The 26,340-nt window shown below is 72.8% G+C and carries 25 protein-coding genes and 1 pseudogene; 15 read left to right on the forward strand and 11 right to left on the reverse strand.

Annotated features, from left to right (window positions below):
• Positions 1–14 precede the first annotated feature (14 nt).
• The 3 genes from AB0J02_RS08770 (at position 15) to AB0J02_RS08780 (ending at position 3,096) form a co-directional block, all read left to right on the forward strand.
• A complete protein-coding gene (locus AB0J02_RS08770; protein ID WP_363193042.1) occupies positions 15–1,082 on the forward strand; it encodes an iron chelate uptake ABC transporter family permease subunit in 1,068 nt (355 codons plus the stop codon).
• Positions 1,079–1,873 carry an ABC transporter ATP-binding protein gene (locus AB0J02_RS08775; RefSeq protein ID WP_363192868.1) on the forward strand — a complete coding sequence of 265 codons (795 nt, stop codon included), beginning with the start codon at positions 1,079–1,081 and terminating at the stop codon, positions 1,871–1,873. Before AB0J02_RS08770 ends, AB0J02_RS08775 begins: the two co-directional genes overlap by 4 nt.
• A gap of 239 nt (positions 1,874–2,112) precedes the next feature.
• On the forward strand, positions 2,113–3,096 hold the full coding sequence (locus tag AB0J02_RS08780) for an iron-siderophore ABC transporter substrate-binding protein (RefSeq protein ID WP_363192869.1): 984 nt from the start codon (positions 2,113–2,115) through the stop codon (positions 3,094–3,096).
• Positions 3,097–3,098: 2 nt separating this feature from the next.
• Here AB0J02_RS08780 and AB0J02_RS08785 read toward each other — a convergent pair whose 3' ends face one another.
• Complete coding sequence (locus AB0J02_RS08785; RefSeq protein ID WP_363192870.1) at positions 3,099–4,148, reverse strand: hypothetical protein; 1,050 nt, start codon at positions 4,146–4,148, stop codon at positions 3,099–3,101.
• A gap of 168 nt (positions 4,149–4,316) precedes the next feature.
• Here AB0J02_RS08785 and AB0J02_RS08790 point away from each other — a divergent pair, with 168 nt between their 5' ends.
• Positions 4,317–6,767 (forward strand): helicase-associated domain-containing protein, encoded by a 2,451-nt coding sequence (locus tag AB0J02_RS08790; RefSeq protein WP_363192871.1) that lies wholly within the window; start codon positions 4,317–4,319, stop codon positions 6,765–6,767.
• Between the two features lie 20 nt (positions 6,768–6,787).
• Here AB0J02_RS08790 and AB0J02_RS08795 read toward each other — a convergent pair whose 3' ends face one another.
• Positions 6,788–7,792: a hypothetical protein gene (locus AB0J02_RS08795; RefSeq protein WP_363192872.1), complete on the reverse strand. Its 1,005-nt coding sequence runs from the start codon at positions 7,790–7,792 to the stop codon at positions 6,788–6,790.
• Positions 7,793–7,810: 18 nt separating this feature from the next.
• Positions 7,811–8,320, reverse strand: a complete 510-nt coding sequence (locus AB0J02_RS08800) for a SigE family RNA polymerase sigma factor (protein WP_363192873.1) — start codon at positions 8,318–8,320, stop codon at positions 7,811–7,813.
• 277 nt (positions 8,321–8,597) lie between these two features.
• On the opposite strand from AB0J02_RS08800, the gene AB0J02_RS08805 reads away from it, so the two are divergent.
• A complete protein-coding gene (locus tag AB0J02_RS08805; RefSeq protein WP_363192874.1) occupies positions 8,598–10,241 on the forward strand; it encodes a DNA repair helicase XPB in 1,644 nt (547 codons plus the stop codon).
• Here AB0J02_RS08805 and AB0J02_RS08810 read toward each other — a convergent pair.
• Entirely contained in the window at positions 10,193–11,326 is a 1,134-nt protein-coding gene (locus AB0J02_RS08810) for a glycosyltransferase 87 family protein (protein ID WP_363192875.1), read from the reverse strand. The two genes, AB0J02_RS08805 and AB0J02_RS08810, sit on opposite strands and share 49 nt — an antisense overlap.
• 79 nt (positions 11,327–11,405) lie before the next feature.
• Positions 11,406–13,664: a heavy metal translocating P-type ATPase gene (locus tag AB0J02_RS08815; RefSeq protein ID WP_363192876.1), complete on the reverse strand. Its 2,259-nt coding sequence runs from the start codon at positions 13,662–13,664 to the stop codon at positions 11,406–11,408.
• 174 nt (positions 13,665–13,838) lie between these two features.
• Here AB0J02_RS08815 and AB0J02_RS08820 point away from each other — a divergent pair, with 174 nt between their 5' ends.
• Positions 13,839–14,711: a hypothetical protein gene (locus AB0J02_RS08820; RefSeq protein WP_363192877.1), complete on the forward strand. Its 873-nt coding sequence runs from the start codon at positions 13,839–13,841 to the stop codon at positions 14,709–14,711.
• A 66-nt stretch (positions 14,712–14,777) separates the two neighbouring features.
• Positions 14,778–15,476, forward strand: a complete 699-nt coding sequence (locus AB0J02_RS08825; protein WP_363192878.1) for a copper homeostasis protein CutC — start codon at positions 14,778–14,780, stop codon at positions 15,474–15,476.
• A 213-nt stretch (positions 15,477–15,689) separates the two neighbouring features.
• Here AB0J02_RS08825 and AB0J02_RS08830 read toward each other — a convergent pair whose 3' ends face one another.
• Positions 15,690–16,403 carry a MerR family transcriptional regulator gene (locus tag AB0J02_RS08830; RefSeq protein WP_363192879.1) on the reverse strand — a complete coding sequence of 238 codons (714 nt, stop codon included), beginning with the start codon at positions 16,401–16,403 and terminating at the stop codon, positions 15,690–15,692.
• Positions 16,404–16,587: 184 nt separating this feature from the next.
• Positions 16,588–18,567: an AAA family ATPase gene (locus tag AB0J02_RS08835; RefSeq protein ID WP_363193043.1), complete on the reverse strand. Its 1,980-nt coding sequence runs from the start codon at positions 18,565–18,567 to the stop codon at positions 16,588–16,590.
• Positions 18,568–18,932: 365 nt separating this feature from the next.
• Here AB0J02_RS08835 and AB0J02_RS08840 point away from each other — a divergent pair, with 365 nt between their 5' ends.
• The 3 genes and pseudogenes from AB0J02_RS08840 to AB0J02_RS08850 form a co-directional block, all read left to right on the forward strand.
• Positions 18,933–19,121: a hypothetical protein gene (locus tag AB0J02_RS08840; RefSeq protein ID WP_363192880.1), complete on the forward strand. Its 189-nt coding sequence runs from the start codon at positions 18,933–18,935 to the stop codon at positions 19,119–19,121.
• A gap of 53 nt (positions 19,122–19,174) precedes the next feature.
• Positions 19,175–19,831 (forward strand): hypothetical protein, encoded by a 657-nt coding sequence (locus AB0J02_RS08845; protein ID WP_363192881.1) that lies wholly within the window; start codon positions 19,175–19,177, stop codon positions 19,829–19,831.
• Positions 19,800–20,414 (forward strand): annotated as a pseudogene (locus tag AB0J02_RS08850) (Cmx/CmrA family chloramphenicol efflux MFS transporter); the annotation flags it as partial. The gene AB0J02_RS08845 and the pseudogene AB0J02_RS08850, both read left to right, overlap by 32 nt.
• Here the strand turns inward: AB0J02_RS08850 and AB0J02_RS08855 are convergent.
• Together AB0J02_RS08855 and AB0J02_RS08860 are read right to left on the reverse strand one after the other, a co-directional pair.
• Positions 20,368–20,637, reverse strand: a complete 270-nt coding sequence (locus AB0J02_RS08855; protein WP_363192882.1) for a DUF4031 domain-containing protein — start codon at positions 20,635–20,637, stop codon at positions 20,368–20,370. The pseudogene AB0J02_RS08850 and the gene AB0J02_RS08855 overlap by 47 nt on opposite strands.
• Complete coding sequence (locus AB0J02_RS08860) at positions 20,634–21,014, reverse strand: hypothetical protein (RefSeq protein WP_363192883.1); 381 nt, start codon at positions 21,012–21,014, stop codon at positions 20,634–20,636. Before AB0J02_RS08860 ends, AB0J02_RS08855 begins: the two co-directional genes overlap by 4 nt.
• A 122-nt stretch (positions 21,015–21,136) precedes the next feature.
• Between AB0J02_RS08860 and AB0J02_RS08865 the strand changes: the two genes are divergently transcribed.
• From AB0J02_RS08865 to AB0J02_RS08885, 5 genes are all read left to right on the forward strand, one after another.
• The gene (locus AB0J02_RS08865) at positions 21,137–22,066 is read left to right on the forward strand and encodes a MurR/RpiR family transcriptional regulator (RefSeq protein ID WP_363192884.1); all 930 of its coding nucleotides are present in this window, start codon (positions 21,137–21,139) and stop codon (positions 22,064–22,066) included.
• Positions 22,067–22,753: 687 nt separating this feature from the next.
• Positions 22,754–23,707: an N-acetylmuramic acid 6-phosphate etherase gene (gene murQ / locus AB0J02_RS08870; RefSeq protein WP_363192885.1), complete on the forward strand. Its 954-nt coding sequence runs from the start codon at positions 22,754–22,756 to the stop codon at positions 23,705–23,707.
• A gap of 43 nt (positions 23,708–23,750) precedes the next feature.
• Positions 23,751–25,253 (forward strand): PTS transporter subunit EIIC, encoded by a 1,503-nt coding sequence (locus AB0J02_RS08875; RefSeq protein WP_363192886.1) that lies wholly within the window; start codon positions 23,751–23,753, stop codon positions 25,251–25,253.
• Between the two features lie 90 nt (positions 25,254–25,343).
• Positions 25,344–25,595 carry a type II toxin-antitoxin system prevent-host-death family antitoxin gene (locus tag AB0J02_RS08880; protein ID WP_363192887.1) on the forward strand — a complete coding sequence of 84 codons (252 nt, stop codon included), beginning with the start codon at positions 25,344–25,346 and terminating at the stop codon, positions 25,593–25,595.
• Positions 25,592–25,855 (forward strand): Txe/YoeB family addiction module toxin, encoded by a 264-nt coding sequence (locus AB0J02_RS08885; RefSeq protein ID WP_363192888.1) that lies wholly within the window; start codon positions 25,592–25,594, stop codon positions 25,853–25,855. The genes AB0J02_RS08880 and AB0J02_RS08885 overlap by 4 nt, the downstream gene beginning before the upstream one ends.
• On the opposite strand, the gene AB0J02_RS08890 is transcribed toward AB0J02_RS08885, so the two are convergent.
• Together AB0J02_RS08890 and AB0J02_RS08895 are read right to left on the reverse strand one after the other, a co-directional pair.
• Positions 25,856–26,059 carry a hypothetical protein gene (locus AB0J02_RS08890; RefSeq protein ID WP_363192889.1) on the reverse strand — a complete coding sequence of 68 codons (204 nt, stop codon included), beginning with the start codon at positions 26,057–26,059 and terminating at the stop codon, positions 25,856–25,858.
• Positions 26,056–26,310, reverse strand: a complete 255-nt coding sequence (locus AB0J02_RS08895; RefSeq protein ID WP_363192890.1) for a hypothetical protein — start codon at positions 26,308–26,310, stop codon at positions 26,056–26,058. Before AB0J02_RS08895 ends, AB0J02_RS08890 begins: the two co-directional genes overlap by 4 nt.
• Positions 26,311–26,340 lie beyond the last annotated feature (30 nt).

Here is a 26,340-nt window from a genome sequence, read left to right on the forward strand (position 1 = left end):
AAGGCAGTGCCCGCATGAGCCCACTCACCGGGGTGCGCCCGGCCGGCTACACGGTGCTCCGCGCGGGCCGCGCCCGCTTCCTCCTGCACCGCAGGGCGACGGCGGTGGCGGTGCTCCTCACCCTCACGCTCGCCGCGAGCTGCCTGGCCCACCTCTGCGTCGGCGAGACGTTCACCAGCCCGGCAGAGGTGTTCAAGGTCCTCACAGGGCAGCCGTCCCCCGACGAACTCGTGGTCGGCACCCTGCGCGAACCCCGCATGGTGGTCGGCCTCCTGGTCGGCGCGGCGTTCGGCGTCGCGGGCGCGCTCATCCAGACCGTCGCGCGCAACCCCCTCGCCAGCCCCGACATCATCGGCATCAGCCAGGGCGCGAGCGCCGTGACGGTGGCGGCCATGACCTTCGGCCTGACCTCCTACACGCTCCTCCCCTACATCTCCGTGGCCGGCGGAGTCCTGGCGGCCGCCCTCGTCTACGTCTTCGCCTGGCGGGGCGGCCTGCACGCCACCCGCTTCGTCCTGATCGGCATCGGCTTCGCGATCGCGCTCCGCTCCATCACCACGCTGTTCATGACGAAGGGCGACTACCTGGTCGCCCAGCAGGCACAGATCTGGATGACGGGCTCCCTCAACGGCCGAGGCTGGCCGGAAGCGCAGCCGCTCGCCTGGAGCCTGCTCCTCCTCGCCCCCTTCATCGCCTGGGCGGCCCGCGCGCAGCGCACGGTCTCGATGGACGACGACACGGCGACCGCGCTCGGGGTGCGCCTGGGCCACGTACGCCTCGGCCTCGTCGCCCTCGGCGTGATCCTGGCGTCCCTCGCCACCGGAGCGGCGGGCCCGGTGGACTTCGTGGCCCTGCTCGCCCCCCAGATCGCCCGCCGCCTGACCCGCACCGCCCAGATCCCGCTGCTCTGCTCGGCGCTCCTCGGCGCGGTGATCGTGGTCGTGGCCGACCTGCTGGCCCGCCGCCTGTTCTCCCCCACGGAGCTGCCGGTGGGCGTCCTCACCGCGGCGGTGGGCGCGCCCTACCTGATCCACCTGATCATCCGCAGCCGCTCCGTCCGCACTTCCGGAGGCACCGCATGAGCCGGCTCACGGCCCGGGACCTGACGCTCGCCTATGACGACCGCACCGTCGTGCACGACCTCGATCTGAGGGTGCCCGACGGCCGGGTCACCGTGATCGTCGGCCCGAACGCGTGCGGCAAATCGACGACGCTCCGAGCCCTCGGCCGGCTGCTGAAGCCGGCGGGCGGCTCGGTCCTCCTCGACGGCAAGGCCCTCGCGGAACTGCCCACCAAGAAGATCGCCCAGCGGATCGGACTGCTCCCCCAGTCCCCCACCGCCCCCGAGGCGATCACCGTCGCCGATCTCGTCTCGCGCGGCCGCCAGCCGCACCAGAGCTGGTGGCAGCAGTGGTCCGACGCCGACGAGAACGCCGTCACCGAAGCCATGCGCCGTACCGACGTCGCGGCCCTCGCGGACCGCAACGTGGACGAACTCTCCGGCGGGCAGCGCCAGCGCGTCTGGATCGCCATGGCACTCGCCCAGGAGACGGACATCCTCCTCCTCGACGAACCCACGACGTTCCTCGACATCGCGCACCAGGTCGAAGTCCTGGACCTGGTAAGCCAGTTGAACCATGACAAGGGTCGTACCATCGCTCTCGTCCTGCACGACCTCAACCAGGCGGCCCGCTACGCCGATCACCTGGTCGCCATGAAGGAGGGCCGCATCGTCGCCGAGGGAGCCCCGTCGAAGGTGGTCACCGCGGCGCTGGTCCACGACGTGTTCGGCCTGGACTGCGTGGTGGTCCCGGACCCGGTCACTGGGTCGCCGCTGGTGGTCCCGGGTGCGCCGTGGCGTGCCGCCGGCTGAGCGGATCGATTGCCCGGCGCCGCGGCACAGGTCACGGGGCTCTGCCCCGGACCCCGCTCCTCAAGCGCCGGAGGGGCTTCACGCGCAGCGCAGTTCACGCGGTGGCGCCCGGCGAAGCAGCGAGCACGGACATACCCCGGGCGGCACCGGACCCACCCGCACACTTACCGACGCGAAACGGGAAGCCGCCGGCGATCGCCCGGGCGGCCACCCTCCATTCATGGCGAAAGGCAACCCACATGACTGCCTCCCTCACCCTCCGCGGCCCCTTGGCCGGCGCCCTCGCCCTCGGCGCCGCCCTGCTCCTGACGGCCTGCACCGACTCCGGCTCCGACTCGGCGAAGGACAACGCCGGCACCGGCGCCCAGGGCACGACGCACACCGTCAAGACCGCCATGGGCGACGTAAAGGTCAAGAACGACCCGAAGCGCGTCGTCGTCCTCGACACCGCCGAACTCGACTCCGCGATCACCCTCGGAGTGAAGCCCGTCGGCGCCACCCGGGCAGGCGCGGAGGACTCCTTCCTCTCGTACCTCCCGAAGTCGCAGACGACCGGCATCACCGAGGTCGGCGAGATCGCGAACCCCAACCTGGAGAAGATCGCGAGCCTCAAGCCCGACCTGATCCTCAGCAACAAGGCCCGCGACGCCCAGCGCTACCAGCAGCTCAGCGCCATCGCCCCCACGGTCCTCACCGAGTCGACCGGCTACCCCTGGAAGCAGAACTTCCGCGTGCACGCGGACGCCCTCGGCAAAACGGCCGAAGCCAATACCGCGATCGAGAAGTACAGGACCCGCGTGGCCGCGGTCACCAAGTCACTGGGCGGGAAGCAGAAGACGGCGGCAACGAAGATCAACGTCGTCCGCTTCGTCGAGGGCGCCGACATCCGCATCTACGGCAAGCAGAACTACATCGGCACGATCCTCGCCGACGTCGGCCTCGGCCGCCCCGCGATCACCGACAAGGCCAAGGACGGCTTCTCCTACGACGTCAGCCCCGAGCAGATCGACAAGGCGGACGCGGACGTCATCTTCACGTCGACGTACGGCAGTCCGGCCAAGGCGAAGGTCACGCAGACTACGACGAGCGGTCTGTGGCGGGGCCTCAGGGCGGTCAGGGACGACCGGGTGTTCCAGGTGGACGACGAACTGTGGATCCAGGGCATCGGCTACACGGCGGCGAACAAGGTCCTCGCCGAACTCCAGTCGGACCTGACCGGCTGAACTCACCCCCGACTGCGCTGCGACCGCCACACCAGATACAACGCGGTGGCGATCGCGGCGCCCCGGAGCACCCAGGGCCACGTCTCCCCGAGCGCGCCACTCATCTGCCCGGAGGGTATCGGCGCGCCCCACCGCCCGACGCTGCGTCCCCAGAGCCAGACGATGCCGCCCACCGCGGTGAGGCCGGGCAGTCCGAACACGGCCCATTTCTTCTGGCCCATGGTCAGCCGCCGGGACAGGTAGACGACGGCCCAGCCGATGAGGAGGGCCAGTACGTTGCCGAGTGCGGCACCGGCGACGAGGGCGGCGGCGGCGAGGAGCAGCACGGGGTTGGTGAACCCGCCGGCCGGCATGACCCGGGGCACGCGCCGGGGCACGAACCGCCGAGCGCCGCGCACCTCGGACGCCTCGACCGCGGCACCCTCGGTATCGGCTTCGACGGCATCGGCGTCGGCCTCATCGGCCGGATCCGGCCCGACCGGCACCCGCTTCTTGCGCAGATCGGGCCCGCCGTCCTTGCGCGGCGGCTTGAGGATGTCCGGGATCTCCACCCCGCCGGTGAACCCGGGCACGCTGTCCGTGTCGGAGAGCGACCCGGCGCCCCCTGCGCCGATCCGCCACCAGTCGGTCTCCGCGCCGGACGTGCCGAGTTCGTCGGTGCCGGCGAGATGCGGTGGCGCCGGCACGTCGGAGTCGTCCCGGGCGCGCTCGGGCGGGGGCTCGCGCCGGGGCCGGGGCACGATCCGGCGCCGCCCGCCGCTCTTGGGGGCGCGCTGTTCGGGCAGCGGCCGGGTGAGGGAGTCGGCCGGGTCGAAGGCGGGCCCGCCGTCCTGGGCCCCGCTGACGAGCCGGTCCGGACTGCCGAGCCGGTCGAGGATGCGGCGCACGGCGGCGGGGCTGTCGACGGTGACCTGGGCGCGGTGCCGGTCGATCTCTCCCCGCAACTCGGTCACCAGGCGCATCCGGGCCGCCGACGGCAGCTGCCGCTGATGGGCCAGGTCGCCGACCCGGCTCAGATAGTCGAAGACGAGCTGATCACTCTCGATCCCCACGAAGTCCCCTCCGGGGTGCAGCAGTTGTTGTCCCGACGGTATCGCGAATGCCGGTCCCGTCGGAGCACAGGTCACGGGGCTCCGTCCCGGACCGGGCCCGGCAATCGCCGGAGGGGCTTGAATTGTTCAATCGCTGCCAGAACTCACCGGCCCGCTACCGTGGGTCAGATGAGCCCCAACGAGCAGAACCCGGCGGCGAGCACCACGGCCCCACGGTCCCTGGCGGAAGCCCTCCGCGCCAGGGACGACGCCTCCTTGGCCCGCCTCCTGCGGGCCCGCCCCGACCTGCTCGGTCCGGTCCCGAACGACCTGACCCAGCTGGCCACCAGGGCCGGCACCCGTGCCTCGGTGGTGCGTGCCCTGGACCGTCTCGACCGGTTCACGCAGCAGGTGGCGCAGGCGCTCGCGGTGGCCCCGGAACCGGCGACGTACGAGACGCTGCTCGGTCTGCTGCCGGGCGAGCACACGGCGCGGGCGCTGCCGGGCGCGGTGACGACGCTGCGCGAGCAGGCGTTGCTGTGGGGCGGCGACGATCAGCTGCGCCTGGTGCGGACGGCCCGCGAGCTGCTCGCGCCGGCCCCGCAGCATCCGTCGCCGACGGGGCTCGGCCCGACGGTCGCCGAGGCCACGGCCGGTCTGTCACCGACCCGGCTGCAGGAGATCGTCGCGGCGGCGGGGCTGCAGTCGACGCACGACGGGGTGTCGGCGGTGGCGGCGCTGACGGGTCTTTTCGCGGACGGTGCCCGGATGTCGCGGCTGCTCGACGAGGCCCCGGCGCAGTCCATCGACGTGCTGAACCGGCTGCTGTGGGGGCCACCGTACGGGCAGGTGACGGCGCAGCCGGCCGCGCATCTGCGCTGGCTGCTCGACCGGGGGCTGCTGCTGCCGACGGCGCCGGGCACGGTCGTGCTGCCCCGCGAGGCGGCGCTGCACCTGCGCGGCGGGCGGGCGCACCGTGAGCTGGAGCCGGTGGCGCCGGACGTGCGGGAGAAGACGACGCACCGTCCACAGGTTGTGGACGCGGCGGCGGCGGCGCAGGCGTACACGGCGCTCGCCACCGTCGAGGAGCTGCTGAAGGACTGGGACGAGGGCGGCCCGACGGTGCTGCGGGCCGGCGGTCTGAGCGTCCGGGATCTGAAGCGCACGGCGACGGCCCTGGACAGCACGGAGCCGCAGGCCGCGTTCTGGGCCGAACTCGCTTACGCGGCGGGCCTGCTGGCGCCGGACGGGGAGGCCGACGAGCGGTACGCGGCGACGCCCGCGTACGACGAGTGGCTGAAGCGGCCCCCGGCCGAGCGGTGGACGCGTCTGGTGACGGCCTGGCTGCCGGCGACCCGCACGGCGGGCCTGGTCGGCGGCCGGGACAGCAAGGACCGCACGCTGTCGGCGCTCGGCCCGCACCTGGACCGCTCGGCGGCGCCGGAGGTGCGGCACCGCGTCCTGACCCTGCTGGCCGGGCTGCCGGAGGGCACGGCGCCCGACCCGGAGTCCGTCGTGGCCCGGCTGACCTGGGAGCGGCCCTCGCCCGCCGCCCGGGAGCTGCGGACGCGGCTGGCCCAGTGGACGCTGTCCGACGCCGAGTTCCTGGGGGTGACGGGCCGCGGGGCGCTCTCGGCGCACGGCCGCGCGCTGCTCGCGGGGCAGGATCTCAGCCCCGCCGAGCAGGCCGCGGCGACGGCGAGAGCGGAGAAGCTCATCGCCCCGCTGCTGCCCGAGCCGCTGGACCACGTCCTGCTGCAGGCGGACCTGACGGCGGTGGCGCCGGGGCCTCTGGTGCGCCCGCTGGCGGATGCCCTGTCCGTGCTCGCCGATGTCGAGTCGAAGGGCGGCGCGACGGTGTACCGGTTCACGCCGGGGTCGGTGCGCCGGGCGCTCGACGCCGGCCGCACGGCGTCCGACCTGCATGTCTTCCTCGCCGAGCATTCCCGTACGCCGGTCCCTCAGCCCCTCACATATCTGATCGACGACGTGGCCAGGCGGCACGGGCATCTGCGGATCGGGGCGGCGTCGGCGTACGTCCGCTGCGACGACGACGCCGTGATGAGCGAGATCCTCGCGGACAAGCGGTCGGCGCCGCTGCGCCTGCGGCGGCTCGCTCCGACCGTCCTCGCGGCGCAGGTGGACCCGGGTTCGCTCCTGGAAGGCCTGCGCTCGATGGGTTTCGCGCCGGCCGCCGAGACGTCCGAGGGCGATGTCCTGATCACCCGCGCGCACGCGCACCGCACCCCGCCGCGCACCGCCCCCGAGCCGGTCCCGGACGGGCCCGCGCTGCCCGACGGCACGCTCCTCGACGCCGCGATCCGGGCGATCAGGGCGGGTGACGTGGCGGCGACCGCGCCGCGCAAGGACCCGGACAAGGCGGCGCCCGCCCACTCCGGGACGGGTGAGCTGCCCCGCACCGCGGCGGCCGAGACCCTCGCCACGATGCAGGCCGCGGTCCTCACCGGCGACACCCTGTGGATCGGATACGTGAACGCGGAGGGCGCCGCCAGCCAGCGCGTCATCGCCCCCATCCGCGTCGAGGGCGGCTTCGTGACGGCGTACGACCACACGGCCGACGAGGTCCGCACATATCCGCTGCACCGTGTGACGGGAGTGGCGGAGCTTTCGGAGAACTGAGGGCCGCCCCGGCTCCGCGGCTACGGCTTGACCCAGGGCTGCCACGCCTTGGCCCGTGCCACGCGGGCCAGTTCCGCGGTGGTCAGCGGCGGCGTGGCGGTGCTCGCCGGACCGCGTTCGGCGTCGGCGGCGTTGGCCGTGGTGACCACGACGCGGGTGCCGTCCTTGCGGAGCAGGTCGGCGGTGCGCCGCACGAGGCGCCCGTCGTGTTCCTCGTACGTGATCAGGACCGAGCCGTCGGCGAGATTACGGGCGTCGCAGCCGCTCACGGTGATGCCGGGTGCGGCCTTGGCGGCGCAGGAGTAGAAGGTGCGCAGTTCGGCGCGGGTGACGGGACGTACCTTCTTCGCCCCCTCGCCATTCGCCCCCTTGTCCTTCGTGCCCTGGCCCGAGGCGTCCCGGGCGGCTTCCTTGTCGGGGGCGGTGGTGCCGGACTTGTCCTGCCGTCCCGCCTCCTCGGCGGCGGTGCGGGCCGCGTCCTTGCCGAGCGCCTCGACCGCGGTCAGCTGCACGTTGCCCTGGACGCTGACGGTGACCTCCGCGCCGGCCACGAGAAGCCGGCCGCCCGCGTCGGCCCGCGCCGCCTCCCGGGGCCCCTGCCACCCGCGCCGTCCGGTCGTGGCGGGCGCGCCGGGCAGCAGCCCGCGCAGTGTCGTGACGGCCTCCTCGCCGGTCAGCGGCCGTGTTCCGGCCGGCGGCCCCGAGGCGGCGGCGACCGGCTCGAACACCGGGATCGTCACCCCGTCCGCCTGCGCGGCGGGCCCGCCGCCCGGTCCCGCGCCGAGCGCCGCCCCGCCGGCGACGACGCCGGCGCAGACGACCGCGGCCGCGCCCCACAGCGCCCGGCGCCGGCCGCGCATCCGCCGGCCGCGGACCATGCCGCCGGCCACCAGGTCCTCGCCCGGTCCCGCCAGTTCACCGGCGTACCCGTCGAGGAGCGCTCCGAGCCGGCGCTCGAACTCCGCTTCGTCCGGGGCCTGACGGACGGCGTCGCGCCCGTCCCCGTACCGCTGCAGTCTCTTCATGACAGCTCCCTCACTCCCCTACTTCCCGGCGAGGACGTCGTCCTCGTCGGCCAACGCGCCCCGCAGGGACTTCAGCGCCCGCATGCTGCGAATCCGTACGTTCCCCTGGCTCAGGCCCAGTTCGGCGGCGGTCTGGGCGACACTGCGGTCCTCCCAGTAGCGCAGCACGACCACGGCCCGGTCCCGCGGCGGCAGCTCTGCCAGTGCGTTCACCAGCGTCAGCCGCAGGGCCGGGTCGTGAGTGCCGGCGGCCTGCTCCGGCAGCTCGTCCATCGGTTTCTCGGACGCCCGATGCAGCCGGGCGTACGAGAGGTAGGTGCGCATCAGCATCGCGCGCACATACGCCGGTGGATGGTCGGCCCTGCGCACGCGCCCCCAGGACACGAACACCTTGCCCAGAGTCGTCTGCACCAGGTCCTCGGCGAGGTGATGGTCCCCGCAGACCAGGAGCGCCGACCTGAACAGGGCCGGGCTCACGGTCCGCATGAACTCCTCGATCTCCTCGGTCCGGCGCGCCGGTCTGCGCATCTGTGTCCCCTCCCGACTACGCGTCCGTTCTGAACTGTTGACGCTTCGGCGGGGCGGTCGCGTTACAGGTGCCGCCCGGCGAGATGAAAAACCGGAGCGGTCGGCGGCGCAGGGCCTCCGCCGGCCGGATGCGGGACGCCCACCGCGGTCAGGGTGCCGGGGCCGGTCCCGATCAGCCCGCCGAGCGCCCCGTCGCCCCCGGCGTCCACGCCACCGCGCCGCCCGATGAGGCACACTGGACGTTTGGCCAGATGGGCCCAACGGAAGGGTGCCGCGCGTGAACGGTCCACTCATCGTCCAGTCGGACAAGACCCTGCTCCTGGAGGTCGACCACGAGCGGGCCGACGACTGCCGCCGGGCGATCGCCCCGTTCGCCGAGCTGGAGCGGGCACCCGAGCACATCCACACCTACCGGCTGACGCCGCTGGGGCTGTGGAACGCGCGGGCGGCCGGCCACGACGCGGAGCAGGTCGTGGACGCGCTCGTGGAGTACAGCCGGTACCCGGTGCCGCACGCGCTGCTGGTCGACATCGCCGAGACCATGGACCGCTACGGGCGGCTCACGCTCTCCAAGCACCCGGCGCACGGCCTGGTCCTGTCGAGCACGGACCGCCCGGTCCTGGAGGAGATCCTGCGCTCCAAGCGGGTGCAGCCGCTGGTCGGCGTCCGGATCGACGCCGACTCCGTGGCCGTGCACCCCTCCGAGCGCGGCCAGATCAAGCAGACGCTGCTGAAGCTGGGCTGGCCGGCCGAGGACCTCGCCGGGTACGTGGACGGCGAGGCGCACCCGATCGAGCTCGCGGAGGACGGCTGGGCGCTGCGCCCGTACCAGAAGCAGGCGGTCGAGGGCTTCTGGCACGGCGGTTCCGGCGTCGTCGTACTCCCCTGCGGCGCGGGCAAGACGCTGGTCGGCGCGGGCGCGATGGCGCAGGCCAAGGCCACCACCCTGATCCTCGTCACGAACACCGTCTCGGCCCGCCAGTGGAAGCACGAGCTGGTCAAGCGCACCTCGCTCACCGAGGACGAGATCGGCGAGTACAGCGGTACGCGCAAGGAGATCCGCCCGGTCACCATCGCCACGTACCAGGTGCTGACGACGAAGCGGAAGGGTGTCTACCCGCACCTGGAGCTGTTCGACTCCCGCGACTGGGGTCTCGTCGTCTACGACGAGGTGCATCTGCTGCCCGCGCCGGTCTTCAAGTTCACCGCCGATCTGCAGGCGCGCCGCCGCCTCGGTCTGACCGCGACCCTGGTCCGCGAGGACGGCCGCGAGTCGGACGTCTTCTCGCTCATCGGCCCGAAGCGGTTCGACGCGCCGTGGAAGGAGATCGAGGCGCAGGGGTACATCGCCCCGGCCGACTGTGTCGAGGTCCGCGTCAATCTCACCGACTCCGAGCGGCTCGCGTACGCGACCGCCGAGGCCGAGGAGAAGTACCGCTTCTGCGCGACGACGGCGACGAAACGGAAGGTGACCGAGGCGCTGGTGCGCAAGCACGCGGGTGAGCAGACCCTCGTCATCGGCCAGTACATCGACCAGCTCGACGAGCTGGGCGAGCACCTGGACGCCCCCGTCATCAAGGGCGAGACGACGAACGCGGTGCGCGAGAAGCTCTTCGAGGCGTTCCGCCAGGGCGAGATCTCCGTGCTGGTCGTCTCCAAGGTCGCGAACTTCTCCATCGACCTGCCGGAGGCGACGGTCGCCATCCAGGTGTCGGGCACGTTCGGCTCGCGCCAGGAGGAGGCCCAGCGCCTGGGCCGCGTCCTGCGTCCGAAGGCGGACGGCCACGAGGCCCGCTTCTACTCGGTGGTCGCCCGCGACACCATCGACCAGGACTTCGCGGCGCACCGCCAGCGCTTCCTGGCCGAGCAGGGTTACGCGTACCGGATCGTCGACGCGGACGAGCTGCTGGCCGACGGCTGACGCAGCGCCACGAGGACGAGGCCGAGCCCCAGCAGCGGATACGGCGACGCCAACGGCTGCTCCCACCAGGCGAGTTGAAGGTCCAGGTCGCCCTGGTGGGGCAGCAGCCACATGGTGCGGGCGGTGAACAGCAGCGCCACGGCGAGGACCGCCCGCCGATGGCCTTCCGCCCACAGGACCGCGAGCAGCGGCACGCACCACACCCAGTGATGGGACCAGCTGATGGGCGAGACGAGGAGCGCGGTGAACGCGGTGAGGGCGACACCCCGCGCCTCGGTCCGCGCGCGCGTGGCCGCGTACAGCCCGGCCAGGGCGGCGAGTACCGCGGGGACGGCCCAGAGCAGTCCGGGCTCGGCGAGGTGCAGCGCGCGGGCGATCAGCCCCTGCAGCGACTGGTTGTCGACGATCCAGGCCTTGCCGACGCGCCCGGTCTCGTAGAGCCGCCGCGTCCAGAACTCCCAGCTGGCGTACGGGAGTACGAGCGCCCCGAGCACCACGGTGCCGGCGCAGCCCGCCGCCGCGCACATCGCCTCGCGGCGGCGGCCGGTCAGCAGCAGGTAGACGACGAAGACGGCCGGGGTGAGCTTGATCCCGGCCGCGACACCGAGCGCGATCCCCCTGCCCCGGGCGCCGGCCGGCCGGGTCAGGTCCCACAGGATCAGACAGGCCACGACGAGGTTGATCTGGCCGAACAGCACGGTCTGGAAGACAGGTTCGAGCCACAGCGCCCCGCTGGTGACCAGGCATACCGCGGCCCGCGTGGACCGCAGCCCCGCCAGGCGGCAGGAGAGGTGGACCAGGAGCCCGGTGAGCGCGATGTTGCCGAGGAGGAAGACGGCCTTGAGCAGGGGCAGCGGGAGCCAGCTGGTGGGAACGAAGAGGAGTGCGGCGAACGGGGGGTAGGTGGCGGGGAGTTGCCACGCCGTGACCGTGAACCCGTAGAGATCGCGCCCGCCGCCCGCCGCAGCGGCGCCTTCGGCTCGATACACGAGGACGTCGGCCATGGGGGCGTGCTGGACGGCGCAGAGGGCGACGAAGGCGCTGGCGGAGAGGGCGAGCAGCAGGTAGGCGGCAACTTTACGCATACGCATGATCACGGTGAGCAACCATAGACAAGCCCCTCCGGCGATTGAGGAGCGGGGTCCGGGGCGGAGCCCCGTGACCTCAGCGCCAGCGCCGCAGCCGCAAGCTGTTCCCCACCACGAACACCGACGAGAACGCCATCGCGGCCCCGGCGATCATCGGACTCAAGAACCCCGCCGCGGCCAGCGGCAGCGCGGCCACGTTGTAAGCGAACGCCCAGAACAAGTTCGTCCGGATCGTGCCGAGGGTCGCGCGGGCCAACCGAATCGCATCGGCGGCGACCCGCAAGTCCCCCCGGACCAGCGTCAAATCCCCCGCCTCGATGGCCGCGTCCGTACCCGTACCCATCGCGAGCCCCAGATCGGCCTGCGCCAGCGCCGCCGCGTCGTTGACGCCGTCGCCGACCATCGCCACCGAACGCCCTTCCGCCTGAAGCCGCTTGACGACGTCGACCTTGTCCTGGGGCAGTACCTCGGCGATGACGTCCTCGGCCGCGATACCGACCTCGGCGGCGACCGCACGGGCCACCGCCTCGTTGTCACCGGTCAGCAGCACGGGGCGGAGCCCGAGCGCGCGCAGCCGGCGGACGGCGTCGGCGCTGGTCTCCTTCACCGCGTCGGCGACCTCCAGGACGGCGCGTGCCTCACCGTCCCAGGCCACGGCGACGGCCGTACGCCCGGCGGCCTCGGCGGCGGACTTGGCCCGGGCCAGGTCCGCGGGCAGGCGGATCGCCCACTCGGCAAGGAGCTGCTCACGCCCCACGAGCACCGCGTGCCCCTCGACGACGCCCTGGACGCCGAGCCCGGCGCTGTTGGCGAAGTCCTCGGGGACGGGCGGCGTCCCCGCCCGGGCGGCCGCGCCGGCCGCGACGGCGCGGGCGATCGGGTGCTCGGAGGAGTGCTCAAGGGCGCCCGCCAGCCGCAGGACCTCGGCTTCCGAGGTACCGGCACCCTCGGCGACGTGCGTGGCGAGGAGCGTCATGCGGCCCGTCGTCACCGTTCCCGTCTTGTCGAGGACGATCGTGTCGGCCTTGCGGGTGCTCTCCAGGACCTCGGGGCCCTTGATGAGGATGCCGAGCTGGGCGCCGCGGCCGGTGCCGGCCATGAGCGCGGTCGGCGTGGCCAGGCCGAGGGCGCACGGGCAGGCGATGATCAGTACGGCGACGGCGGCGGTGAACGCGGCGGTCAGGCCCGCGCCGTTGCCGAGCCAGAAGCCGAGCGTGGCGACGGCGAGCGCGATGACGACCGGCACGAAGACGGCCGAGATCCGGTCCGCGAGCCGCTGGGCGGCGGCCTTCCCGTTCTGCGCGTCCTCCACCAGCCGCGCCATGCGGGCGAGTTGGGTGTCGGCGCCGACACGGGTGGCCTCGACGACGAGCCGTCCGCCGGCGTTCAGCGTGGCCCCGGTCACCGCGTCGCCGACCGCGACCTCGACCGGCACGGACTCTCCGGTGAGCATGGAGACGTCCACGGCGGACGACCCCTCGACGACCGCGCCGTCGGTGGCGATCTTCTCCCCGGGCCGCACGAGGAAGCGCTCGCCGACCTTCAACTCGCCGACCGGCACGGTCTCTTCGCCGCCACCGTCCCGTACGACCGTGACGTCCTTCGCGCCGAGTTCCAGGAGCGCCTTGAGTGCGGCGCCGGCCTTCCGCTTCGAGCGCGCCTCGAAGTAACGGCCCGCGAGGATGAAGGCCGTGACCCCGGCCGCGGCCTCCAGGTAGATGTTTCCGGCGCCGTCGCCGCGCGCGATGGTCAGCTCGAAGGGGTGCGTCATGCCGGGCGTGCCGGCGGTGCCGAGGAACAGCGCCCACAGGGACCAGAGGAACGCCGCCGACGTGCCGACCGAGATCAGGGTGTCCATCGTCGCGGCGCCGTGCCGCGCGTTCGTGAACGCCGCCTTGTGGAAGGGCCAGGCCGCGTACGTGACGACGGGCGCGGCCAGTGTGAGCGAGAGCCATTGCCAGTACGTGAACTGGAGGGCCGGGACCATGGCCATGGCGACGACCGGCACGGCGAGCACGACCGCCGTGATCAACCGCTGGCGCAGAGGCCGCAGTTCATCGTCGCCGCTGTCCCGGTCGGGGCTCTCCCGCGGGACGGGCGCGGGCTCCTGCGCCGTGTACCCGGTGGCCTCGACCGTGGCGATCAGGTCCGCGACCCGGACCCCGGCCTCGCCGTCGAAGGTGACCTTCGCCTTCTCGGTGGCGTAGTTGACGGTCGCCTCGACACCGTCCATCCGGTTCAGCTTCTTCTCGATGCGGGCGGCGCACGACGCGCAGGTCATGCCGCCGATGGCGAGTTCCACCTGCGCGGGTGGGGCGACGGTCTGCGCCGACATGCTGCCTCCTTGGGGGCGGTCCCGCGGGCACTCGGGGTACGGGGGGCGGGTACCCCCGACGAGATCCATTTATACCCCTAGGGGGTATCGATCGCAAGGTTCGCCCCGGCTTGACTTGATACCCCCTAGGGGTATCGTCACGGTACGTCGGTACGCCGAGACGAGGAGCCCGCCATGCACACCGGACTGAAGATCACCGCGTTCGCCGCCGCCGTCGCCGCCACGTTCGGCACCGCGTACGGGGTGGGCAGCGGGCTCGGCCCCGTCACCGCACAGGAGCGGCCGGCGCCGGAACACGGAGGGCACGCGGAGAACGAGGACGGCGGGGCAGACGCCGGGGCCGGTGCCGTGCCCGGCGGGCCGCAGGTCTCCGAGCGCGGCTACACGCTCGACCTGGAGCGCGACCGGCTGACGGGACGGACCGGCGGGCTGCGCTTCACCATCCGCGAAGACGCCACCGGCAAGCCCGTGACCGCGTACAAGACGGAGCACGGCAAGGAGCTGCACCTGATCGTCGCCTCGCACGACCTGACCGCGTACCGGCATCTGCATCCCGCACGCGCCGCCGACGGCACCTGGTCGACGCGCGTCTCGCTGCCGAAGGCGGGCGGCTACCGGGTCTTCGCGGACTTCACGCCGCGCGGCGAGCGCGAGGGGCTCACGCTCGGCGCGGACCTCGGGGTCGCCGGGCGGTACGCGCCCGCCCCGTTGCCCGGGCACTCCGCGACGGCGCGCGTGTCGGGCGGCTACGAGGTCCGGGTCGAGGGCGGGCTGCGGGCGGGCGCGGCGGGACGACTGACCCTGCGCGTCGGCAAGGACGGGCGGCCGGTCACCGACCTGGAGCCCTACCTCGGGGCGTACGGTCACCTGGTCGCGCTGCGCTCCGGCGACCTCGCGTACCTTCACGTTCATCCGCACGACGGCGGGCCGGGGCCCGGGGTTTCCTTCACCGCGACGGCGCCGAGCGCGGGGACGTACCGGATCTTCCTGGACTTCAGGCACGGCGGGGAGGTCAGGACGGCTGCGTTCACGGTGCACGCGGCGTAGGCTGGCCGGGACATTGGACTAGACCTATAGCCGGTACCCCGGGCGGGTCGTCGTGACAGGAGCCTCATGAGCAAGCGTGCAGTCCTGGAGGTGATCGCTCTCGACGCCGAGGACGCGATCGCCGCCCAGGCCGGGGGTGCGGACCGCCTGGAACTGGTCACCGACATGGCGGCGGACGGACTGACGCCGTCGGTGGAGACGTTCACGTCGATCCGCGCCGCCGTGGACATCCGGCTGCGCGTGATGCTCCGCCTCGCGGACGGCTTCTCGGTGGGCGGCGCCGCCCAGGCGGACGCACTGGTGACGGCCGCGCGGGCGTTGCGCTCCGCGGGCGCGGACGAGTTCGTGCTCGGGTTCCTCGACGAGCAGGACGGCCCCGATCTGGTGGCCGTCGAACGGATCGTGGCGGAGCTGGACGGATGCCGGTGGACGTTCCACCGGGCCGTCGACCGGGCCGCGGACCGGGACGCCCTGCGCAAGCAGCTGGCGGATCTGCCCGGGCTCGACACGTATCTGACGGCCGGGTCCGCGCAGGGCGTGGACGCGGGGCTCGACGTGCTCGTCGCGGAGGCGGCGCGCGCCGGCGAACCCGGGTACGAGCAGCAGCTCCTGGTCGGCGGTGGGCTCCGCCTGGAGCATGTGCCGGGGTTGCGGGCCGCCGGGGTCTCGGCGTTCCACATCGGCGGGGCGTCCCGTCCCGGCGGGTGGGACGAGCCGGTTTCCGCGGATGCGGTGCGGGTGTGGCGTTCGGCGCTGGACGCCTGACGCGTCCGGCGCCTTTTGATTCGGGGCTGCGCTTCGTAGCCGTCGCGCCATGGGGGTCGAGGGTGCGTTCGCTGGCGCACGCCGGTCGTCGCTGATCACGCAGTTCCCCGCGCCCCTCAAGCCAACCGCCGTCGCCATCCCGGCTTCACTCGCGAGCGCCCGCCTGACGTGGTTGCTCGCGCAGTTCCCCGCGCCCTTACGAGGCGTACGTGCTCAGCCCTGCTCGATCACCGGGCCGTCCAAGTACTCGGTCAGCGCGGACGCGCCTCGCAGCATCTGGCGGGTGCGGGCGCCGAGTGTTCGGGTCCGGGCGTCCAGGGCCGCCTTCAGCGCCTCGCTGTCGCCGCTCGCGCGCAGGTCGGTGAGGACCGGGGCGATCTGGCCGAAGAGGTAGTGGCTCGCGCGCAGGGTGTGGATGATGCGGGCGTCGCGTACGTCGTCGGGGCCGAACAGTCGGTAGGAGGTGCCGTGTTGGCGGCGCAGCGTGAGCAGGCCCGCGGCCTCCCATACGCGTAGCGCCGACGTCCGTACGCCGACGAGCCGCGCCACCTCGCCGATCCGCAGGTCGTCCGCCGTGCCCCGGGACGCGGCGGCGCTCGCGAGGGCGGCGAGGGCCTCCCGGGTCGCGGCCAGCGCGCGCCGCTGCTCGTGCGCTGCCGCGTGCGCCGCGTCGACCGCCGCGAGGGCGCCCGGCTCGTCACCGGCGCGGACGGCCCGCATGACGCTCTGCGCGACCGCGCCCCCGTACCCCTGGGCGAGCGCGCGATAGGTGAGCAGGGCCCTTCGGTGTTCGTCACCGAAGACCCGGTAGCCGGACCCGGTCCGCGGCACGTCCGGCAGCACACCCGCGTCCTCGTAATTGCGGATCTGCTGCGTGGAGACACCGGCGAGGCGGGCCAGGTCGACGGTCCGGAGCCGTTTGTCCATGCCAGGCAGGCTAGGGCCTCTCTTCAAACTCCCTCGTCGCCCGGAGGGCGGCCCGGCGGCGTTCGGTGCGTGCCCTCGGCGGGCCGGGTGCAGGGCCTCATACGGGGCGTACTCGGCTTTGCGCCCGGTGCGGCGAGAGGGCGTGCCGGGCGTCGCCGGGCAGAGGGGAGTTCGAAGTCAGACCCTAAGGCCTGTCCGGCGCCGTCAGCAGTTCCGGGAGCGGCGCCGTGTGCGTCACCGCGAGGCCGGAGACCGCGCGGGTCAGTGCGACGTACAGGCGTCGCAGTCCGGTCCGTTCGTCGGGCTCGCCGTCGACCACCGCCGCCGGCTCGTCCAGGACCACGTAGTCGTACTCCAGGCCCTTGGCCAGCGACGCCGGTACCAGCGTCAGCCGGGACTCGGCCGTCGTCTCCTCGCCCGGGGCGAGGTACGCAAGGCCCGCCGCCCGCAGGGCCTCCCCCAGCGCACCGCACCGCGCGTCCGCCGCGATCAGGCCCACCGAACCCTCGTGCTCCAGCGCCCGCGCGCACGCGTCGACGACGTCCCCGGGGCCCGACACCGCACGCACCTCGAACGCCCCGGGGTTCTCGCGCACCGACTCCACCGGGGCGAGTCCGGGCGCGATGGACGGCAGCAGCCGCGACGCGTACGTGATGACGTCCGTCGGCACCCGGAAACCGGCCGTCAGCTCCTCCACCACCGCGTCCGGCTTGCCCAGGTGGGCCAGCGCCTCGGTCCAGCTCCGGGTCGCCCACGGCGTGGTGCCCTGCGCGAGGTCGCCGAGGACGGTCACGGACCCGGTCGTCGCGCGCCGCCCCACCGCCCGGTACTGCATCGGCGACAGGTCCTGCGCCTCGTCGAGGACGACGTGCCCGAGCGAGTGCGTACGCGCGACGAGGTCGCTCGCCTCGTCGATGAGCACGGCGTCCGCGGCCGACCAGTTGGCGCTCTTCGTGCTCCGCGCCGGCTTCGCCCACAGCACGGCCTTCCGCTCCTCCTCGTCGAGCAGGCCCTCGGCGTGCTCGGCGAGGAAATCGGCGTCGGAGAGCAGCCGCAGCACCAGTTTGGCCGGGTCGACGGCCGGCCACACCGTCTTCACCACGGCCTTCACGGCGGGGTTGCGCGCGACCGCGTCCTGCACCCGGTCGTCCGGGGCCTCGCCCGCCCGCTCCATCTGGACGAGCACGGCGTGCGCGATGCGCTGCGAAAGGGCGTCGCGCGCGGCCCCGTACCGCATGTCGCGCTCGCTCAACTCCCGCACGATGTCGGCGAGTTCGTAGGCGGCGACGCGCCAGCGCCGGGACCCGCGCACGACCACGACGCCCTCGGTGGGCACGGTGATGTGGGAGCGCAGCGCCCGCCGCACCACTTCGGCCATCCGGGCGTCACCCTTGACCAGGGCCGTCCCCGCGCTGTCGGTGCCGCGCACCTCGACCTGCGCGACGAGCTGGTCGACCGTCGCCTGCTTGACCTCCAACTCGCCGAGCGCGGGCAGCACTTGCTCGATGTAGTGCAGGAAGGAGCTGTTCGGCCCGATGACCAGCGTGCCGGTGCGGGCGAGCCGCTCGCGGTGCGCGTAGAGGAGATACGCGACGCGGTGCAGGCCTACGGCGGTCTTGCCGGTCCCGGGCCCGCCCTGCACGCACACGGACCCGGCGAGCCCGCTGCGCACGATCTCGTCCTGCTCGGGCTGGATGGTGGCGACGATGTCGCGCATCGGGCCGACGCGCGGCCGCTCGATCTCCTGCTGGAGCAGCTTGCTGGTCCGCTCCGCCTCTCCCGGGTCGGAGAGGTGCTCGTCCTCGTACGCGGTCAGCTCGCCGCCGGTGTAGCCGAACCGGCGGCGCAGCGCGACATCCAGCGGGTCCTTCTTCGAGGCCCGGTAGAACGGCTGCGAGACCGGCGCGCGCCAGTCGATGACCATCGGGTCGCCGTCGGCGTCGTGGACGTGCCGCCGCCCGATGTAGAACCGCTCGCCTTCGGCCCCCTCGGCCAGCTCGACCCCCGGCGCGTGCAGGTAGTCGAGGCGGCCGAAGAACAGCGGTGTGTGGCTGAGGTCGGCGAGGGCCTTGATCCGCTCGTCGATCTGGCGCTGCAGCACCTCGGCGTTCACCCAGTTCGCGGTGACGTCGCGGATGTCGAGCGCCTGCGCGTCCTCGCGCATGGCGCGCAGCGCGGCCCGGGACGAGACGAGGTGCGCGCGCTCGCGGTCGAGCGGCGAGAACGAGGGCGACGGTGACGTGCTCACGGGGTGGTGCCTCCGGCTCCGGGTACGCGTACGCGACGCGACGGGTCCGGCCGGTTTCCGACCGGTCGGCGGCGCTCCGGCTTCGGCGGTTGCGGCGAAGGGAGGCGGGGGGAACGCGCGAGTGTACGGGACGGGTGCGTGCCCGGGCCAACCGTTTTACCGCGCCCCCCGGAGCCCTGAGGGCCTCTCGGGGTCGGCATCAGCCGAAAGTCGTACCGCCCTCACCCCGATTACCTCGCGGGACGGATGTGCGCGCGAGGCCGGAATCGCATCCTGGATACATGAGCACAGCGACCTTCACCCAGGCCCCCTCCGGCTCCGCGGCAGCGACCGGAGCCCACCGTCCGCACCGCGTCGGCGCCGCCGCGCGTGCCGTCCGAACGTTCGCCTCCGCCGCGTTCTCCGTCGTCCTCCTCGGGGACACGGACAGCACCCTCTACCGGGACGCGGGCGTCGTCACGCGTCACTGACACGGCGCTCCGCCCCCGAGGGGCCGTTCGGGCCCACCCGCTAGGGTCGTGGCATGACGTACGAGTACGAGGATCAGCGGGAGCTGCGTGAGCGCTGGGCCCGCACCCTGCGCGCGACGACGGACACCCCGGACATCGACCCGTACCCGTACGCGGACAATCTTCTCGCCCGCTGGTCCGAACCCCAGCGCAAGTACCACACGACCGCCCACCTCGCCGCCGTCCTCGACCACATCGACGTACTGGAGGACCACGCGGACGATCCGGCGCTGGTGCGCCTGGCCGCCTGGTTCCATGACGCGGTGTACCGCCCGGACCGCTCCGAGAACGAGGAGCGCTCCGCGGATCTCGCCGAACGCGCCCTGACCGAGGCGGGCATGACGGTAAATCAGATCGCGGAGGTGGCACGCCTGGTGCGGCTCACCGTCACGCACGACCCGGCCGACGGCGACACCGACGGCGAGACCCTGTGCGACGCCGACCTGGCGATCCTGGCCGCCGCCCCCGAGGCGTACGCCGCCTACACCAAGGCGGTCCGCGAGGAGTACGCCTTCGTCCCCGACGAGGCGTTCCGCGAGGGCAGGGCGGCGATCCTGCGCCAACTCCTCGATCTGCCACGGCTGTTCCGCACGCCGTACGGGGCGTCGAACTGGGAGACCGCGGCCCGGGAGAACCTGACGACAGAGCTGGACCTGCTGGCTCCGGGCTAGGGCCGCCGAGGGGAATGCCACTCCCTCAGCCCCGGTTGCCCCTTACATGCCGCCATGGGTTCCGCTGGTCCTCGGCCTGTTCGGCATCGGCGCCCTGGTCGGCACGGTGATCGGCGGCCGGATCGCGGACGCCCACCTCTTCGGGGTGCTGCTGAGCGGCATCACGGCGTCGACCGTCTTCCTGGCCGCGCTCGCCCTGCTCGGCCACGTCGAGATCGCGGCGGTGGCCCTGTCCTTCCTGCTGGGCCTGTCCGCCTTCTACACGGCACCCGCCCTCAACGCCCGCATGTTCAACGTCGCCGGCGCCGCCCCCACGCTGGCCGGCGCCACCACGACCGCCGCCTTCAACCTCGGCAACACGGGCGGCCCCTGGCTCGGCGGCACGGTCATCGACGCCGGCCTCGGCTACCCGGCCACCGCGTGGGCGGGCGGCGCGATGACGGTGATCGCGCTGGCGCTGACCGCGGTGTCGCTGCGGCTGCACCGGCGGGCGCCGTCGAAGGTCGTGACGGGGTCGGCGGCGGAGAGCACGCCGCTCACACGAGCCGCCGGTGCTTCGGCCGCCGCAGCCCCGCGGCCGTGATCCTGCGTACGAGCTCCTTCGAGCCGATCTCGACGGCACCGGACCGCACCGCGTCCCCGTAGCGGTGCGACGGAATGTCGTAGTGGTCGCGCTCGAAGGCGCGCGACGGCACCCCCAATCGCTCGGCGAAGCCGTGGAGTTCGGCGAATGAGACGTCGCTGACCAGGTGCGACCACATGCGTCCGTGGCCGGGCCAGTTCGGCGGGTCTATATAGACGGTCACCCCCTCACCGTGCCCAGCGACCCCACCGGCGCCACCACGACACCCGCCTCCGAGCACACCCAGTGCGGATCGGCGCCCAGCTCGGGTTCGACGTCCAGGGCGTGCGGGCCCTCCGTGCCCGAGCCAGGACCGCACACCGGGCACAGCGGCCAGCGGCCGTGGCGCTCCAGGAGTCCGTCCTTGACGTCCTGGGCGACGAGCCCGGCGACGAACTCCACGCCCTCCGGCCACTGCTCGACCCACCAGCGGCGAGCCGTTATCGACTCCTCGACGAGCGAGACGACGTCCGGGTCGGCGACGTCCACCGCTTTCAGATCCGCGAGCACGAGCGCGCGGGCCGCGTGCAGGGCCTGCTCCAGGGGGCTGATGGTGTTCATGCCCCCAATTGTGCGCCCGCCCGGCCGCGGCATGGGAGTCGTGTGTGAGCCGCGCGACAGAACCGCTCGAGGGAACCGAAGGACTCTTGACCGGCTCCCGTTTTGAAAATATCTTTCAGAACGTGAGCAATGACGTGAAGGAAAGTTTCTCAAGCGACGCGCCGCCCGCCCCCGCGGCCCTCGCGGCCAAGGTGCGCACCCTCGCGCCGTCGATGACGCGCTCCATGCAGCGGGTCGCCGAGGCCGTCGCCGCCGACCCCGCCGGCTGCGCGGCCCTCACGGTCACCGGCCTCGCCGAGCTCACCAGCACGAGCGAGGCGACGGTCGTCCGCACCGCCCGCATCCTCGGCTACCCCGGCTACCGGGACCTGCGCCTCGCCCTCGCCGGGCTCGCCGCCCAGCAGCAGTCGGGCCGGGCCCCCGCCGTCACCGCCGACATCGCCGTCGACGACCCGATCGCCGACGTGGTCGCCAAGCTCGCCTACGACGAACAGCAGACGCTCGCCGACACCGCGGCCGGCCTGGACACCGTGCAGCTCGGCGCCGCCGTGAGCGCCCTCGCGGGCGCCCGACGCGTCGACGTGTACGGTGTCGGCGCCTCCGGGCTCGTCGCCCAGGACCTCGCGCAGAAGCTGCTGCGCATCGGCCAGGTCGCCCACGCGCACTCCGACCCGCACCTGGCGATCACCAACGCGGTGACCCTGCGCTCCGGCGACGTCGCCGTCTCCATCACGCACTCCGGCGCCACCGGCGACGTGATCGAACCGCTCCGCGTCGCCTTCGAGCACGGCGCGACGACGATAGCCATCACGGGCCGGCCCGACGGCCCCGTCTCGCAGTACGCCGACCACATCCTCACCACGTCCATCGCCCGCGAGAGCGAGCTGCGGCCCGCCGCGATGTCGTCCCGCACCAGTCAACTCCTCGTCGTGGACTGCCTGTTCGTGGGTGTCGCCCAGCGCTCGTACGAGACGGCGGCCCCGGCCCTGGCAGCGTCCTACGAGGCCCTGGCCCACCGCCACCGAACCGCTCCGCGGGGAGCCAGATCGTGAACCCGGGGCGCTGTCGCCCCGGTCCCTTCCGCAGTCGGTCGGCCGCGGCCCGGTGGGGGCTGGTCGCGCAGTTCCCCGCGCCCCTGGAGCATGCGGCTCCGCCGCGGCTCCAGAGGGGCGCGCTTCACGTGCCCTCCGAGATGGCGCACGCAGTGCGCATCTCAGGGGCGCGAGGAACTGCGCGACCAGCCCCACTCAACCCGCAGCCAACAACACAACAGCAACCCGGCAGACGCTCAGGGGCGCGAGGAACTGCGCGAGAAGACCCCACCGGGCCGCACGTGCAAGGCCCTTCAGGGGCGCGAGGAACTGCGCGAGAAGACCCCACCGGCCCGCACGTGCAAGGCCCTTCAGGGGCGCGGGGAACTGCGCGAGAAGACCCCACCGGCCCGCACGTGCGAGGCCCTTCAGGGGCGCGAGGAACTGCGCGACCAGCCCCACTCAACCCGCAGCCAACAACACAACAGCAATCCGGCAGACGCTCAGGGGCGCGGGGAACTGCGCGAGAAGCCCCCACCGGGCCGACAGCCACGACGAAACAGCAACCCGGCAGACGACCAGGGGCGCGGGGAACTGCGCGACCAGCCCCGACCCACCCGGAGCCGGCGATGAGACCGCACCCGGCAGACGCCACCCCGTAAAAAAAGCCACCCGCACCCGCCGCCGCACCAGAAAGAGCCGCCGAACATGACCACCACCGACGCCGCCGAGGGCAACTACGGCGAGCTCAGGGCCCAGCTGGCCACCCTCACCACCGAGGCGTTCCGGCCGGAACTCGCCGAGATCGACCGGCAGCCCACCCTGGAGATCGCGAAGATCATGAACGGCGAGGACGCCACCGTCCCCACCGCCGTCGCGGCCCAGCTGCCCCGGATCGCCGCCGCGATCGACGGCACGGCCGAGCGCATGGCGCGGGGCGGCCGGCTGATCTACGCGGGCGCCGGCACGGCCGGCCGGCTCGGAGTGCTGGACGCGTCGGAGTGCCCGCCCACCTTCAACACCGACCCGGGCGAGGTCATCGGCCTGATCGCGGGCGGCCCGTCGGCGATGATCACCGCGGTGGAGGGCGCCGAGGACTCCAAGGAGCTGGCGGCCGAGGACCTGGACGCGCTGAAGCTGACGGCGGACGACGTGGTCGTGGGCATCTCCGCCTCGGGCCGCACCCCGTACGCGATCGGCGCCGTCGAACACGCGCGCACCGGCGTGGGCGCGCTCACCATCGGCCTGTCCTGCAACGCGGACAGCGCCCTCGCCGCGGCCGCGGACCACGGCATCGAGGTCGTCGTCGGCCCGGAGCTGCTCACCGGCTCCACCCGGCTGAAGGCGGGCACGGCCCAGAAGCTCGTCCTCAACATGCTGTCGACGATCACCATGATCCGGCTCGGCAAGACGTACGGGAACCTGATGGTCGACGTACGCGCGTCGAACGAGAAGCTGCGGGCCCGCTCCCGCCGGATCGTCTCCCTGGCCACGGGCGCCGAGGACGCCGCCATCGAGGCCGCGCTCGCCGCGACGGACGGGGAGGTGAAGAACGCGATCCTCGTCGTCCTCGGCGAGGTCGACGGGCCGACGGCGGCCCGCCTGCTGGCCGACTCCGACGGCCACCTGCGCGCCGCGCTCGCCGCGGCCGCCACTTCTTGACCCGTCCCTTCAGTACTCCCGTACAGAGCAAGGCACCACGCACATGACCGAGAACAAGAACCGCGCCATCGCCGCCGCGATCCTCCCGCTCGTCGGCGGCGCCGCGAACGTCACTTCCGTCGTCCACTGCATGACCCGGCTCCGGCTGGGCCTCGCCGACCGTTCGCTCGTCCAGGACGAGGCGCTGAAGGCGCTCCCCGATGTCATGGGCGTGGTCGAGGACGAGACCTACCAGATCGTCCTCGGCCCGGGGAAGGTCGCCCGGGTCACCCCCGAGTTCGAGGCGCTGGTGGCGGAGGCCGATGTCCCGGCCCCTGCCGCCGCCCCCGCGCACACCACCACCGCCGACGAACTGGCCGACCGTGGCGCCGAGTTGAAGGCGGCCCGGAAGGCGAAGAACGCCACGCCGGTCAAGCTGTTCCTGCGCCGCATCGCCAACATCTTCGTGCCGCTGATCCCGGCCCTGATCGGCTGCGGCATCATCGCCGGCATCAACGGGCTGCTGATCAACCTGGAGTGGCTGCCCGGCGTCACCCCGGCCCTCGCCGCGATCGCCTCCGGCTTCATGGCGCTCATCGCGGTCTTCGTCGGCTACAACACGGCGAAGGAGTTCGGCGGCACCCCGATCCTCGGCGGCGCGGTCGCGGCGATCATCGTGTACGCGGGCGTCGCGAACATCACCGCGTTCGGCCAGAAGCTCTCGCCCGGCCAGGGCGGTGTCCTCGGCGCGCTGGGCGCGGCGGTCCTCGCGGTGTACATCGAGAAGTGGTGCCGCAAGTGGGTCCCCGAGGCGGTCGACGTCCTCGTCACCCCCACCCTCACGGTCCTCGTCTCCGGGCTGGTCACGATCTTCGGCCTGATGTACGTCGCCGGTGAGATCTCCACCGGTATCGGTACGGCGGCCAACTGGCTCCTGGACAACACGGGCGCGTTCGCGGGCCTGGTCCTGGGCGGCCTCTTCCTCCCCCTGGTCATGCTGGGCCTGCACCAGGCGCTCATCCCGATCCACACCACCCTGATCGAGCAGCAGGGCTACACGGTTCTGCTCCCCATCCTGGCGATGGCGGGCGCGGGCCAAGTCGGCTGCGCGATCGCGGTCTTCAAGCGACTCAAGCACAACGCGTCGATCCGCAAGACGATCAAGTCGGCGCTCCCGGCGGGCTTCCTGGGAGTCGGCGAACCCCTCATCTACGGTGTCTCGCTCCCGCTGGGCCGCCCGTTCATCACGGCGTGCGTCGGCGGCGCGGCGGGCGGCGCGTTCGTCGGCCTCTTCTCGATGCTCGGCACGAAGGTCGGCTCGACGGCGATCGGCCCGTCCGGCTGGGCCCTGTTCCCCCTCCTCAAGGGCAACCACGGCCTGGGCACCACCTGCCTGATCTACGGCGGCGGCCTCCTGATCGGTTACGCCGTCGGCTTCCTGGCCACGTACTTCTTCGGCTTCAGCAAGCAGATGCTCTCCGAGCTGAACCAGGACGTGGACGCGGGCGAGTCCCCGTCGGCCCGAGCGGAGACCGTTTCGGCGAGCCCGGAACCGGCAAAGGTCTGACCGATCTGACCTGCGGCCTTGCCGCGCCCCTCGGTCGGCGCACGCTTTCTTGTACGTACAGAAAAACGTACGCCGACCGAGGAGGCCGCGATGCGCACCATGACCTACACCGAGTCGCGAGCGAAGTACGCCGAGACGCTCAACGCGGTCGTGGACGACCGTGAGGAAGTAATCGTGACTCGCGCGGGCCACGACCCGGTCGTGATCGTGGCGCTCGATGAGTACGAATCCCTGAAGGAGACGGCGTACCTGCTCCGGAGCCCGGAGAACGCGCGGCGCATCCTGGCTTCCATCGATCGCCTGGAGAACGGCGGCGGCACCGTCAGGGAGCTCTCGGAGTGAAGTTCGTCTTCGACGAAGACCCCTGGCGGGACTACGTCTGGTGGCAGACCCAGGATCGTAAGATCGCCAAGCGCATCGATCTGCTGCTCCAGGACATCGCCCGCAACGGCAACGAGGGCATCGGCAAACCGGAGCCCTTGCGGCACGGTTTCCAGGGTTACTGGGTCCGGCGCATCACCGAGGAGCACCGCCTCCTGTACAGAATCGTCGACGACGAGATCCGCATCGCCGCCTGCCGCTACCACTACGAGCGGCCCTGATCACGGCAGCCGCCCCTCCTGATTGACCGCCCGCACCCGCGCCCGCAGCTCCTCCGACACCGGCGCGGGCGCCACCGACTCCGGCGGACAGTCCCACTCGACACCGCCCCCCGGCGGCCGCAACTGCACGAATCCACCCTCGCGCGCCATGACCTGCCCGACGCGCCCGTCCCGGGTGTCGATGACGTACGGGCCAAGGCTCATCGCCCGTTCCTCTCGTGCAGCACGGCCACCATCCGCATCGCCGTGTCCAGGTTCACGCGGCCGAGATCCACCAGAGGAAAGCCCGCCTCCCCCGCCACCGACATGGGATCGACCCGCAGGGACGGCAGCAGCACACCCAACACCCCGAGCTCCGCCCGTAGTTGCGCGATGGTCTCCTCGACCACCCGCAACCGCTCCACGTTCCGCACCACCATCGCCCGCTCCTTCACACCGAGTTCCGCCTTCCCCACCCAGCGTGACCGTCCCGCCTCTACGCTGGC

Source organism: Streptomyces sp. NPDC050264 (assembly GCF_040655895.1).
Taxonomy (GTDB): domain Bacteria; phylum Actinomycetota; class Actinomycetes; order Streptomycetales; family Streptomycetaceae; genus Streptomyces.